The organism is Cyanobium sp. NIES-981 (genome assembly GCF_900088535.1).
Lineage (GTDB): Bacteria > Cyanobacteriota > Cyanobacteriia > PCC-6307 > Cyanobiaceae > NIES-981.
In genome coordinates, this window is sequence record NZ_LT578417.1 from 837,848 (window position 1) to 848,903 (window position 11,056).

The following is an 11,056-nucleotide window of genomic DNA, read 5'->3' on the forward strand; positions in this document are numbered from 1 at the left end:
GCGGATGCGGCGGCCCCGCGGCCAGCCACCCCAGCCAGCCTCAGCGGGGCCATAGTGAACCTGCACGTCCGGCAGCTGATGGACCGGGCCGCGTGCGCCTGTCCATGCCCCCTTCCGATCCTCTGCAGAGCTGGAGCCGACGCCGACTGCTCAGGCTCGCCGGGCTGGCCACCGGCGGTGCGGCACTCTCGGTGGCCTGCAAGGCCGGCTCCTCCTCCGGGTCCGTCGGGGCGCCGGTCAGCAGCTCCGCCCCATCCCAGGCTGGGCCAGCTGCTCGGCCAGCCCCAGGGGTGAGTCGGGTCGCGCTGATCCGCACGCAGGATCGGGCCGCCGGGACCCACCAGGCCCTCGATCTGCTGCAGCCCACGGGGCTGGAGGGGAACAGCGTGTTCCTCAAACCGAATTTCAACACGGCGGATCCAGCGCCCGCCGCCACGGATCCAGTGCTGCTGGAGGCCCTGGTGCGGGATCTGCAGAAGGCTGGCGCCGGCACGATCACGATCGGGGATCGCTCCGGCATGGCCGACTCCCGCGCCGCCATGGAGAGCAAGGGGGTGTTCCGCCTGGCGGATCGCCTCGGCCTGCGGGCCCTGGTGCTCGATGAACTGGAGCGGAACCAGTGGCTGCAGGTGCCTGCGGAGGGCACCCACTGGCCCCGGGGCTACGCCTTCGCCCGGCCCGCCCTTGACGCCGGCGCCGTGGTGAGCACCTGCTGCCTCAAGACCCATCGCTTCGGTGGGCAGTTCACCCTGTCGCTGAAGAACAGCGTGGGCCTGGTGGCGAAAACCGTTCCGGGCGATGCCCACAACTACATGGGCGATCTGCATTCCTCCCCCCATCAGCGGCGGATGATCGCCGAGATCAACCAGGCCTATGCGCCGGCCCTGGTGCTGCTCGACGGGGTGGAAGCCTTCGTGGACGGGGGCCCCGACCGGGGAACGCTCGCCCGGGCCGACGTGATGCTCGCCGGCACGGACCGGGTGGCGGTGGATGTGGTGGGGATTGCCCTGCTGCGCCTGCTGGGCACCACGTCGGCGGTGTCCCGGGGCTCCATCTGGGAGCTGGAGCAGATCCAACGGGCCGTGGAACTGAATCTGGGGGTCGACTCTGCCGAGAGGATCGAGATTGTGACGGCCGATGGGCCGGGCCGCGCCATGGCCGACCAGATCCGCCCGCTGATCCAGGCCTGATCCAGGCCTGTTCCCCTGTCCCCAGCCGACCTACAGGCCGGCATCCAGGCCGCCGGCGCCAGCAGGCTCGGGGGCGGCCGGCCCGATCTCCCCCAGGGCGCGCATCAACGGCGTGATCGAGAGCCCCTGCACGATCACCGAGAAGGCCACCACGGCGAAGGCCACGGTGACCACCGCATCGCGGTAGGGGAGGCTGGTGGGCAGGCCCAGGGCCAGGGCGAGGGCCAGGGCACCGCGCAGCCCGCCCCACACCAGCACGTGCTGGTGGCTGGCCTTCACCCGCAGGGGTGAACCCAGGAACACGCTGCAGCACAGGTAGGTGGACAGGGCCCGCCCGGCGATCACCAGGGCGATGGCGATGCCGATCGGCAGCAGCACCCGGTTGAAGTTCTGATGGGCCTCCAGCATCCCCATCAGCAGGAAGATCAGGGAGTTCACCACGAAGGCGGCATAGTCCCAGAACGACTGCACGGCCTCGCGGCCCTGCGGCGAGATGGCGCCCAGGGGCCCGATGTTGCCCAGCAGGATGCCGGCGGTGAGGGTGGCGAGCACCCCCGACACGCCGAGGTGCTCCGCCAGCAGGAAGGAGCCGTAGGCCGCCACGGTGGTGAAGGTGATCTCCACCAGGGGGTCTTCGGTGCGGCCGGCCAGGGCCAGCACGCCCGCGGCCACCAGGGCACCGCAGGCCACGCCGCCCGCCACCGTGACCGCCAGCACCTGAAAGGTGCCCAGCGGGGTGATCGGCGCGCCGCTGGCGAAGGCGATGGCAATGCCGAAGGCCACGGCGGCGGTGCTGTCGTTGAGCAGGCTCTCGGCTTCCACCAGCTCCCGCAGCCGGCCATGCACGCCCGCCTCCTTGAAGGTGGCGATCACCGACACCGGATCGGTGGCCGAGATCAGCACGCCGAACAGCAGGGAGGCCGGCCAGCTCCAGTGGGCCAGCACGTGCATCCCCACCGTGGTGACGCCGGCCGAGAGCACCACCCCGGCGGTGGCCAGGGTGAGCACCACCGGCAGGTCGCGGCGCAGCGACGGCCAGGCGATGTAAAAGGCGGCCTCGAAGATCAACGGCGGCAGGAAGGCGTTGAAGATCAGCTCCCGCGTCAGCACCAGGCTGGGCCCGAAGGGCAGCCAGGCCAGGGCGATGCCCCCCAGCACCAGGCCCACGCTGTAGGGCAGCCGCAGGCGGCGGGCCGCCATGGCCACCACCGCGGCCACCAGCAGCAGCAGCTCAACCGATTCGATGGTGGGCATGGGCGGCACGGGCACTGTGCGGTGCGGGCCCTGTGCGGGGCGGGCCCTGGAGTCTCGTGGAGTCTGAAGGCGGGCGGCGGCGGGTCGGGCCGGCCGGCCTTCAGCGAACCAGCAGCAGCAGCCGGTTGCCCTCCGGGTCGAGCAGCCAGGCCTCGGCTCCGAACGATTCGCGCACGGGCGGCAGCAGCGGCACGGCCCCCAGCTCCAGGGCCTGCACCATCCACGCCTCCAGCACCGCCACGGGGTCGGCTCCGGCCGCGGAGCGCTGCAGGCAGAGGGCCAGCCGGCCCGGCTGGCGGGGCTGGGGCCGGCTGCGGGAGGGGGCATAGAACTCGAGCAGTCCGCCGGCGGGCCAGGGCAGCCGCCAGTGACGGGCACTCAGCCCCTGCTGCGGCTCCACCTGCAGCAGGGCCCCGTAGAAGCAGGCCAGGGCCGCCGGCTCATCGGCCGCCAGCACGATCGAGCCACACACCGCTGGCTTCCCCGCGGTCTTCTCCACGGTCTTCTCCACGGGCGCCTGCAGCGCGGGGTCAGACGGGGAGGAAACGGGGTCAGGCGTCACGCAGCATCCCTGCAGAGCGGGCTTCATTCCAATCTGGCTCTCTCCAGCCGCTGCAGCGATGCCCAGAGCTCTGTTGCCCCATCTGGTGCTGCTGCTGGGGCTCTCGCTGCCGGACGGCGCAGCCGGCCAGCCCCGGCAGGCCACGGTGCTGTCCATCGGTGACGGCGACACGATTCGGGTGCGCCGCAGCGGCACCACCCTCACGGTGCGGCTGGCCTGCATCGACGCCCCCGAACTGGCCCAGCGGCCCCACGGTGCGCAGGCCCGCAACGCGCTGCAGAACCGCTTGCCGATCGGGGCTCCCGTGCGGCTGCTGGTGAAGAGCACCGACCGCTACGGGCGCCTGGTGGCGGAGGTGATCGGCGAGGTGAATCTCGGGCTGGCGCTGGTGGAGGACGGCCAGGCCTTCGTCTACCGGCGCTACCTGCACCAGTGCGATGCCAGGGCGTACGAGGAGGCCGAATCCAGGGCCAGCCGGCGCCGCCGCGGCGCCTGGCAGGTGCCCGGGGGGATCACCCGGCCCTGGGAGTTCCGTCGTTCCCAGCGCTCCAACCGGAGTGCGGCCAGGGTCACCGAACGCGCTGCGGCACCCTGATCGCGCCCATGACGCCAGGCACCCATTGCTGCTGGCACTGAAGCCTGAAACCTTGGTCCACGGTTGATCAACCGGTGAACGGTCGGCAGCTGGGGCTGCGCGGGGTCTTGGACCGGGCGAGGAAAGAGCAACAGAGCGGAACCGCCATGGCGATGGCTATGGGTCGATTCCATAGCCACGGCAGTCCTTGCCGTAGAGCGTTCCTTCATCGTCACCACCCCACCGCTTCCACCAGCGGCTGCCGGTGCCTTCATCACAACAACGCCTCCAGCTGTTGAAATACGGATCCCCTGGCCGAAGCGCTCGACACACCGGCCGAGCTGCCGAGCTGGCTGAATCTTGCACGCCGTAGTCAGCACAGGTTTTGGAATACCAGCTCGTCTTGCCGGTGCTCCTCCTTGTCCAGTTGCTGCCACCGCGCGCATCGCAGCAGCGTGACCAGTTTTTGAAGTAAGGATCACCCTGTACCAGATCACGGCATGCTGCCGCAGAAGGGGAAGGAACAATGAGGGCAGACACAGCCATCACAGTGGCCACCAGACAACCCTTGGCTCGGGAACGAATCATCAGCACAACCGAGGCGGCAAGATCTCTCTATGGATTCGCTGGCAAGCAACAAGCCCGGCAGAACGTGAGGATGACATGGATTCACATTGGCAGGAATCTCACCGCATCCTCGGGAAGGGCCCAACCAGGCCGCACCCGCCCGCCAACCAGGCCGTGCCGGCCCGCCAACCTGGCCTCCAGTCAGAGCCGCACCCGGGTCACCTGGGCCTGAATCGGTGCGCGCCGGGTGCTGATGTCGACCGGGCTGCGCGTGAAGATCTCCACCCGGATGCCCAGCCGTGCCACCAGCACCAGCGCCTGGGCCAGCAGGGCGGCGATCGCCACGGCCGCCAGGGGCCAGACAAGCGCCCGCAGGGGCAGGCAGCTGCCCCCCGACATGACCCCGGCCGCCGCCAGCACGTGGTTGAGCAGCAGACCCAGAACGGCACCGCCCAGCAGAAGGGCCAGCGAACGGGGTTGGAGGAGAGCAGGCATCACACCAGCGGCCCAGGGCTGCAGGGAACAGGAGCTTCAACCTATGGGCCCAGCAGCTCCAAGCTGAGCAGGTGGCCGCCCGCATCCTCCAGTTCTCCCCTCACCGAACAGCTGCGCTGGAGCGGCGAACACCATCGCGATGGCGTCCTGATGGGCATCCAGCCTCTGCTAAAGCCGGAAAGGGTGAGGCGCCAGGAGAGTTCCCAGCGAGAGCACTGAGGTCCCAGGCTGGATCCATCAGCACTGCGTCCGCAGGGACAACCCGGCGGATCACCAACCCGTGAGCTCGGCATGTCCATGCGCACAGAACCTCAGCAGCGCCTCCTCGCCCACCTCGTGCAGCTCGCCCGGCCCCGCCACGCCCGCTGGGATCCGCTTGGGCTGATGAGTGTGCGCGCCTACGTGCTCGAGGAGCTCCACAGCTGCGGCCCGGTGGAGCAGCACCGCTTCCAGGAGGGCACCGATGCGGGCGTCAACCTGATCCTGCGCCTGCCGGGTCAGCACGCGGAGCTCGATCCCCTGCTGGTCGGCGCCCACTACGACGGCCCGCTGCAGTCGATCGGTGCCGACGACAACGCCACCGGCGTGGCGGCCCTGCTGGAGCTGGCGCGCCGCTGGGCTGCGGAGCCCCCCCGCAGGCCGGTGTGGCTGGTGGCCTTCGATCAGGAGGAGTGGGGCATGGTCGGCAGCAAAGCCCTCGCCCGGGAGCTGCGCCATCGCCGGCAACCGCTCGAGCTCATGGTGAGTCTGGAGATGCTCGGCTACACCGCCGAGGAACAGGACTATCCCCACCCCGCCATGCGCCTCGTCTATGGCGATCGCGGCGACTTCATCGCCCTGGTGGGCAATGCCAGCCCCGCCATGGCGCTCACCCTGCCGCGGCTGGCACAACGCCTGGGCCGGCATGTGCCCACCAAGATGCTGCCGGTGCCGGATGCCGGCCGCGCCCTGCCGGACGTGCGCCTCAGCGACCACAGCCCCTTCTGGGACCGCGGCTACGACGCCGTGATGGTCACCGACACCTCCTTCATGCGCAACCCCCACTACCACCAGATGAGCGACACGATCGACACCCTCGATCTGCCCTTTCTGGCGGCGGTGACGGAGGGGCTGGAGGCGGCGTTGCGGGTGCTGTGACGGCCGCTCACGGCACCCCGGCCAGCCGCCACGCCTCCTCCACGGCCTGGATGCAGCGCTGGGCGCGGCGCCGGGCATCGTCCTGGCTGCGGGAGCGCAGCAGGTAGGCCTCCATCGCCTCGGGGGTTTCGATCACCGCCAGCAGGCCGGCTGCGGCTGGGCTGAGGCGGTCGTCCGCCAGCAGGCGGCTGAGCCGACCCTCCCTCCAGAGCCGCTCGCCGGGCCTGCCCGGACCGAACAGCTCCTGCTGGAGCGTCTGCAGCAGCGACAGCCGCAGCCGCTCCAGCTGGCCGGGCCGCAGCCGGCGGCTGTTGGGCAACCCAGCCGCCGGGCCGGCCGGGTGCTCCAGGCTCCAGCTCAGGCCCGTTCCCGGCAGCCCCACGGTGGTGCGGGGCGTTCCCGAGCGGCCCACCGGCACGTTCAGCGAGGCGCCGGGCCCGCCGATCGAGATCGAGCTCAGCCCACTCCGGGCGAAGTTGAAGCGCAGCGGCCCGAGGCGGGCGGAACGGCGGAAGCGGAAGGTCATGGGGTCAGGGGCAGGGCGGTCAGCCGGCCGCTGCAGTAGGCGCCGGTGTCGATGCCGATGCGGTGGGGCAGGCGGGTGATGCGGAAGTCGGGCCGGAAGGTGTGGCCGTGCACCACGGTGTAGGGCAGGCCGTGCTCGGGCGCTTCCAGGAAGGGGCGGCGGATCCAGAGCAGGTCGTCGGGGTTCTGGCGCTCGAGCCGCACCCACGGCCTCACGCCGGCATGCACAAACAGGTGGCGGCCGCGGATGGCGGTGTGGGGCAGCGCCTCCAGCCAGCGGCGGTGCTCGCGGGCCGCCGGCAGGAAGCCGGGGTCGCCGCCGTTGCTGCGCCAGAGCCCCCTGGCAGCGGCGGCCCGGGCCCGATCACCGCCGCGTTCAGCCTCCAGCAGATCGAGCAGCATCTGCTCGTGGTTGCCCCGCAGCACCGTGACCCCGGCCAGGCCGTGGCGGCCGGGCTCCTGCTGCAGCTGCCGCACCCGCTCCAGCACCCGGAGGTCGCCGCCGGGCTCCGGGGCCCGGTCGAACAGGTCCCCCAGGATGATCAGCTCGGCGCCGCTGTGGAGATGGGGCTGGAGCTCCTGCTCCAGCAGGGTGGCGCAGCCGTGCACATCGCCGATCGCCACCACCCGCTCAGCTGGCATCGCCGTCGTCGTCCCACACCTGCAGGCTGGAGCGCAGCGACTCCCGGCTCAGACCCTTGCGGGCCCGGTTGCGGTCGTTCCTGAGCAGATCCCGCTTGCGCTCCAGCAGCTGCAGCTCCTTCATGGTGCGCAGCGTGGGGGAGAGGGCGGCCAGGGCGGCATGGGCGGCCGAGAGGGTGCGGTCCGCCGCCAGCCAGTCGCCACGGTCGAGCTCTTCAAGCGCCCGGCGGCGATCGCGGTTGGCCTGCAGCAGCGCCAGCTCCTCGGCCACCGCCGCATCGGGCGTCAGCTGGGCCAGATCAGCGGCCGAGCGCACCGGCAGGGTGAGGTGCTCGATCAGCGTCTGGCGCCGGGCCTCGCCCGGAGCATCCCAGGCCAGCCGCACGCTGGCGATCTCCTGGTTCGGCACCCAGGCCGGCAGCTGCAGCCGCAGGCCCACCGCCAGCTCCTGGCCCAGCCGCAGGGCCGGCAGCTGATGGTTGCCGTAGCTGGTGCGCGGCAGGTCGTTGAGCACGTCCGCAACCCGCGCGCCGTGCTTGGCGCGGATGCCGAGGCTCACCTGCCGGCCCACCGTGCCCGCCAGGCCGCGCAGCTCACTGGCGTAGAGATCGGCCAGCTGGGCCGGGCTCTCGATGTGGGCCAGGGTGCCGCCCCCGGCGGCGGCCATGGCGCCCATCAGGTCTTCGTCGAAGCCACTGCCCAGCCCGAAGGCGCTGGTGCTGATGCCCCGCTGGCTCAGCCCGGCCACCTGCTCGGCGATCTGGCCGCGGTGGGTGAGGCCCTGGTTCGCCTGGCCATCGGAGAGCAGCAGCACGCGGTTGATCGCCGCCGGCTCGAGCTGCTCGGCCACCTGCTGGGCCCCGGCCAGCCAGCCGTCGTGCAGGGCGGTGCAGCCGCCGCTGCGGATGGTGTTGATGGCGGCGATGAAGGGCTGGGGATCGCCGGCGGGCCGCGACGGCATCACGACCTGCACCTCGTCGTCGAAGCTCACGATCGCCAGCCGGTCGGCGGCGGTGAGCTGGCCGGCCAGGAAGCGGGCCGCCTTGCGGGCATGGCTGAGCTTGGTGCCGCTCATCGAGCCGGAGCGGTCGATCACCAGGGCCAGGTTCAGCGGCCGGCGGGGTGCGGCGGCATCGTCCGGGGGTGGCGGTGGGGTGGCCACGGTGATCACCAGATCCAGGCTGCTGGCGGCATCACCGGCCACGGCAGGCAGCAGGGGACGGAAGCGGAGGGTGGGTTGGGTCATCGGAGTGGACATGCAAGGGGCGGGAGTTGAGGGACTCGGGGCGCAGAGGGTGAGGAACGAAGAATGTGAGGGAGTCAGGTTCAGCCGTCCTCGGGGTCGAGCAGGGCGGCCAGGCGCTCGCTCAGGCGATGCAGCCACTGGCGGCGGCGCGGGCCGGCCGGCGGCAGCACCACGCCGTCGCGCAGGTGCAGCTCCACCCCCGGCATCAGCGTGAAGCGATGCCAGCGGCTGCTGGCCTCCCGGCTGACCGCCGCGGCAGCGCCCTCGGATTCACTGCGCCGGCCCACGGGAGCCCCGAGCAGCGGCAACAGCGAACGGCTCGACTCCACCGGGGTCACCGCGTCGTCAAGGTCGGAGGGCGCTGAAGGGGGCTGGCGCAGGCTGCGGAGATAGTCGAGGGCGGGCTGGCGGAAGGCCTCCCGCTCGGCCAGCTCGGGATCGGTGGCCTCCACCTCCGCGAGCTGCTGGGCGATCTCGGCGTCCGGAAGGGCGCAGAGGGGCGCGATCGCCGAGAGGCTGAGGCCGCGCCGGGCCAGGCTGCGGATCAGCAGCAGCTGCAGCAGCTGCCGCTGGCCGTAGACCGCATGCCGGCCTGTGCGGCCCGGCCGGTCGAGCAGGCCCTGGGTGGCGTAGAGGCGCACGGTGCGGGCGCTGATCTCCTCCCCCAGCCGCTCGCCCGCGGCGGCCAGCAGGGCGTCGAGGCCGTAGAGGCCATCGGCGTCGAACGCGGGAGGGGGAGAGGCAGGAACCATGCGCCTAATCATAGACGCTTGCAGTGCAGGTGTCAACGCTTTGCCGTGGGTTGCTCCAAGCATGGGGGGATCGGGCGGGCAGTCCCCGGCTCTTCATGCGAATCACCAGAGGCCTGCCCCGCGAGATCTGCGGTGCAGCCCCGTGGCCGCAGGGAGACCTCCAGGATGCGGAGGCACCTGGATGACCAGCGGCCATGGAGCTGCTTCGCCACCGCCGCCGATGGGCCGGCGCCCTGCTCGCCGGGGTGGCGCTTCAGGCCGCTCCAGCCATGGCCGGGGTGTACCAGGCCCTGTGCGCAGGCGGGCAGGAGTGCACCGTGACCATCGCCAACGGGGCGCTGAATCTTCCGGGCCAGAGCATCCCCCGCGAGCAGATCCTCTCCTGGTCGCAGGGCGGCTCGGGCAGCAAGACAGATGTGGGCCTGGGCGTGGCCACCACCGTGCTGTTCGGCATCCCGGGGTTACTGGGCTTCGGCGCCAAAACGCACGACTACAGCTTCACCGTGACCCATGGGGACGGCTCGGGCCACCTGCAGAACGCCGTGGTGGGCTTCCGGAACAACGTGCCGGCCAATCAGTTCATGATGGAGCTGATGGGCATGAGCGGTCTCACCCTCGGCCAGGTGAACCAGCCGCTGCAGGCCCGCCTGGACACCATCCGCCAGGAGGCGGCCGAGAAGGCCCGGCTGGGCGCGGCGGACTAGGCGCCCGGCTAACTTGGAGGAGTGGTCTTTCGCAGGAGAAGTGATTCAGCTCCAGCCAGCCGCTCCAGCATGACGACATCCACCAGATAGACCACCTCCCATCCCGATGATCGACCTCCCTCTCGCCGCCGAACTGGTGCTCGTGCTGCTGCTGGTGGCCACGCTGGATACCCAGCCGGACACCCAGACCTCACCCCCCGCAGACTTGGCTGGTTCCAAAGAACCTGAGGTGCAACCGGTGCAACCCGGTGAACCCGTGTGGAGCCCCCAGCTCGATCGTCATGCCCAGCGCATCCTGCATCTGGAACGCTGCGCCGCCCGTGGTACGGGCAATGGTGGGCGCAAGCCTTGAGGTGAATCCCCTTGGATCGCCCTAACCTCACTACCCCATCCGCCTGGCAACGCCCCGTGGCCGCACCGCTCAATGGCGCCGATCAGAAGGCCCTGTTCGACTACTGGTTTGAACGGGTGCGGAACTGAGAGCCAGGACCCGCAAGGCGTTCCGGCCCTGCCGCAACGGCAGCAGAGGCGGCTCTGGGGTCGCGGAGAACTTGCTGCAGTAGGACTTCCAGCCCCCGCCCCCCCTACCGCTGCTGGGCGGGCGACATCACCTGTATCCGCACCACAGCGGGCTGGCGGTACCTGGCGGTGTGGATAGAACTGTTCAGCCGCCGTGTGGTCGGCTGGAAGCTCGATCAGATGATGGATGCCGCTCTGGTGGTCGAGGCACTCAACTGAGCCCTCGGCCAGCGGCATGTGGAGCCCGAGCAGCTGCTGATTCACACGGATCAGGGCAGCCAGTACCGGGCCATCGACTACCAGGATCTGCTCAGTGGGAAGAAGATCGTCTGCAGGATGTCCGCCAAGGGCTGTTGTTGGGACAACGCCGTGGTAGAGAGATTCTTCTCCACCCTAAAGCTGGAACTGGAGCTCGACGACAACCGCAGGGAACTGATCAGCCCTCAGCCGCTTCGGTGGGATCTGGACTTCTGGATCGAGGGTTACTCCAGCTGCGAACGCCTTCATTCAACGACCGGCTATCTATGTCCGATCGACTACAGGCAGCAGTTCATCGCCGCTCGTACACTCACCCTTGTGTCCCCCTGATCGCTGTCCACGAAATCGAAGGAACCCCACACCCCTTGTCACTGACCAACCTGCTCAGACAGAGCACCCACCGAGCTGCAATCGTGGACGAGAACGTTTTTGGCAAGCGCACCCTCGCCTCGCGCAAGGAAACAGCCTGCCGGCTGACTGCCCTACACGGCCTCGATCCCACCAAGCCCCTGTTCCGGATGCTGCGGAGGTTTGGGGATGCGGACCCCACCTCCCGACCCCAGTTGGCGTTGCTCAGCCAACTGGCATGCGCGGGCAGCTGGGCATGGGACTTGCCACCGGCAGGTGCAGA

At 70.4% G+C, this 11,056-nt stretch carries 14 protein-coding genes; 7 read left to right on the forward strand and 7 right to left on the reverse strand.

Going from position 1 to position 11,056, the window contains the following annotated elements:
- Positions 1 to 104: 104 nt before the first annotated feature.
- Positions 105 to 1,190 carry a DUF362 domain-containing protein gene (locus tag CBM981_RS04300; RefSeq protein ID WP_087069190.1) on the forward strand — a complete coding sequence of 362 codons (1,086 nt, stop codon included), beginning with the start codon at positions 105 to 107 and terminating at the stop codon, positions 1,188 to 1,190.
- A gap of 30 nt (positions 1,191 to 1,220) precedes the next feature.
- On the opposite strand, the gene CBM981_RS04305 is transcribed toward CBM981_RS04300, so the two are convergent.
- Together CBM981_RS04305 and CBM981_RS04310 are read right to left on the reverse strand one after the other, a co-directional pair.
- On the reverse strand, positions 1,221 to 2,444 hold the full coding sequence (locus CBM981_RS04305; RefSeq protein WP_087067401.1) for a sodium:proton antiporter: 1,224 nt from the start codon (positions 2,442 to 2,444) through the stop codon (positions 1,221 to 1,223).
- A gap of 100 nt (positions 2,445 to 2,544) precedes the next feature.
- Positions 2,545 to 3,006, reverse strand: coding sequence for a VOC family protein (locus CBM981_RS04310; RefSeq protein ID WP_225867532.1), 462 nt, complete (start codon positions 3,004 to 3,006; stop codon positions 2,545 to 2,547).
- A gap of 58 nt (positions 3,007 to 3,064) precedes the next feature.
- Between CBM981_RS04310 and CBM981_RS04315 the strand changes: the two genes are divergently transcribed.
- A complete protein-coding gene (locus CBM981_RS04315) occupies positions 3,065 to 3,601 on the forward strand; it encodes a thermonuclease family protein (RefSeq protein WP_087067402.1) in 537 nt (178 codons plus the stop codon).
- A 747-nt stretch (positions 3,602 to 4,348) separates the two neighbouring features.
- On the opposite strand, the gene CBM981_RS04320 is transcribed toward CBM981_RS04315, so the two are convergent.
- Positions 4,349 to 4,642, reverse strand: a complete 294-nt coding sequence (locus CBM981_RS04320; RefSeq protein ID WP_225867533.1) for a hypothetical protein — start codon at positions 4,640 to 4,642, stop codon at positions 4,349 to 4,351.
- 297 nt (positions 4,643 to 4,939) lie between these two features.
- Between CBM981_RS04320 and CBM981_RS04325 the strand changes: the two genes are divergently transcribed.
- Positions 4,940 to 5,779, forward strand: coding sequence for a M20/M25/M40 family metallo-hydrolase (locus tag CBM981_RS04325; RefSeq protein WP_087069193.1), 840 nt, complete (start codon positions 4,940 to 4,942; stop codon positions 5,777 to 5,779).
- Between the two features lie 7 nt (positions 5,780 to 5,786).
- On the opposite strand, the gene CBM981_RS04330 is transcribed toward CBM981_RS04325, so the two are convergent.
- From CBM981_RS04330 to CBM981_RS04345, 4 genes are all read right to left on the reverse strand, one after another.
- Complete coding sequence (locus CBM981_RS04330; RefSeq protein WP_087067403.1) at positions 5,787 to 6,305, reverse strand: DUF4236 domain-containing protein; 519 nt, start codon at positions 6,303 to 6,305, stop codon at positions 5,787 to 5,789.
- Positions 6,302 to 6,946: a metallophosphoesterase gene (locus CBM981_RS04335; RefSeq protein ID WP_087067404.1), complete on the reverse strand. Its 645-nt coding sequence runs from the start codon at positions 6,944 to 6,946 to the stop codon at positions 6,302 to 6,304. Before CBM981_RS04335 ends, CBM981_RS04330 begins: the two co-directional genes overlap by 4 nt.
- Positions 6,936 to 8,192: a VWA domain-containing protein gene (locus CBM981_RS04340; protein WP_172820812.1), complete on the reverse strand. Its 1,257-nt coding sequence runs from the start codon at positions 8,190 to 8,192 to the stop codon at positions 6,936 to 6,938. The genes CBM981_RS04335 and CBM981_RS04340 overlap by 11 nt, the downstream gene beginning before the upstream one ends.
- Positions 8,193 to 8,272: 80 nt before the next feature.
- Positions 8,273 to 8,944 carry a MerR family transcriptional regulator gene (locus CBM981_RS04345; RefSeq protein WP_157665324.1) on the reverse strand — a complete coding sequence of 224 codons (672 nt, stop codon included), beginning with the start codon at positions 8,942 to 8,944 and terminating at the stop codon, positions 8,273 to 8,275.
- Between the two features lie 194 nt (positions 8,945 to 9,138).
- Here CBM981_RS04345 and CBM981_RS04350 point away from each other — a divergent pair, with 194 nt between their 5' ends.
- From CBM981_RS04350 to CBM981_RS04365, 4 genes are all read left to right on the forward strand, one after another.
- Positions 9,139 to 9,648, forward strand: a complete 510-nt coding sequence (locus CBM981_RS04350; protein ID WP_087067407.1) for a hypothetical protein — start codon at positions 9,139 to 9,141, stop codon at positions 9,646 to 9,648.
- Positions 9,649 to 9,754: 106 nt separating this feature from the next.
- Positions 9,755 to 10,000, forward strand: coding sequence for a hypothetical protein (locus CBM981_RS04355; protein ID WP_087067408.1), 246 nt, complete (start codon positions 9,755 to 9,757; stop codon positions 9,998 to 10,000).
- 290 nt (positions 10,001 to 10,290) lie between these two features.
- The gene (locus CBM981_RS16165; RefSeq protein WP_369801687.1) at positions 10,291 to 10,386 is read left to right on the forward strand and encodes a hypothetical protein; all 96 of its coding nucleotides are present in this window, start codon (positions 10,291 to 10,293) and stop codon (positions 10,384 to 10,386) included.
- Positions 10,387 to 10,404: 18 nt separating this feature from the next.
- Positions 10,405 to 10,755 (forward strand): integrase core domain-containing protein, encoded by a 351-nt coding sequence (locus CBM981_RS04365; protein WP_087067410.1) that lies wholly within the window; start codon positions 10,405 to 10,407, stop codon positions 10,753 to 10,755.
- Positions 10,756 to 11,056: the final 301 nt, after the last annotated feature.

Coding starts and splice junctions, on each gene's coding strand:
- CBM981_RS04300 (WP_087069190.1), top strand. CDS start 105: ATGCCCCCTTCCGATCCTCTGCAGAGCTGGAGCCGACGCCGACTGCTC.
- CBM981_RS04305 (WP_087067401.1), bottom strand. CDS start 2,444: ATGCCCACCATCGAATCGGTTGAGCTGCTGCTGCTGGTGGCCGCGGTG.
- CBM981_RS04315 (WP_087067402.1), top strand. CDS start 3,065: ATGCCCAGAGCTCTGTTGCCCCATCTGGTGCTGCTGCTGGGGCTCTCG.
- CBM981_RS04320 (WP_225867533.1), bottom strand. CDS start 4,642: ATGCCTGCTCTCCTCCAACCCCGTTCGCTGGCCCTTCTGCTGGGCGGT.
- CBM981_RS04325 (WP_087069193.1), top strand. CDS start 4,940: ATGCGCACAGAACCTCAGCAGCGCCTCCTCGCCCACCTCGTGCAGCTC.
- CBM981_RS04330 (WP_087067403.1), bottom strand. CDS start 6,305: ATGACCTTCCGCTTCCGCCGTTCCGCCCGCCTCGGGCCGCTGCGCTTC.
- CBM981_RS04335 (WP_087067404.1), bottom strand. CDS start 6,946: ATGCCAGCTGAGCGGGTGGTGGCGATCGGCGATGTGCACGGCTGCGCC.
- CBM981_RS04340 (WP_172820812.1), bottom strand. CDS start 8,192: ATGACCCAACCCACCCTCCGCTTCCGTCCCCTGCTGCCTGCCGTGGCC.
- CBM981_RS04345 (WP_157665324.1), bottom strand. CDS start 8,944: ATGGTTCCTGCCTCTCCCCCTCCCGCGTTCGACGCCGATGGCCTCTAC.
- CBM981_RS04350 (WP_087067407.1), top strand. CDS start 9,139: ATGGAGCTGCTTCGCCACCGCCGCCGATGGGCCGGCGCCCTGCTCGCC.
- CBM981_RS04355 (WP_087067408.1), top strand. CDS start 9,755: ATGATCGACCTCCCTCTCGCCGCCGAACTGGTGCTCGTGCTGCTGCTG.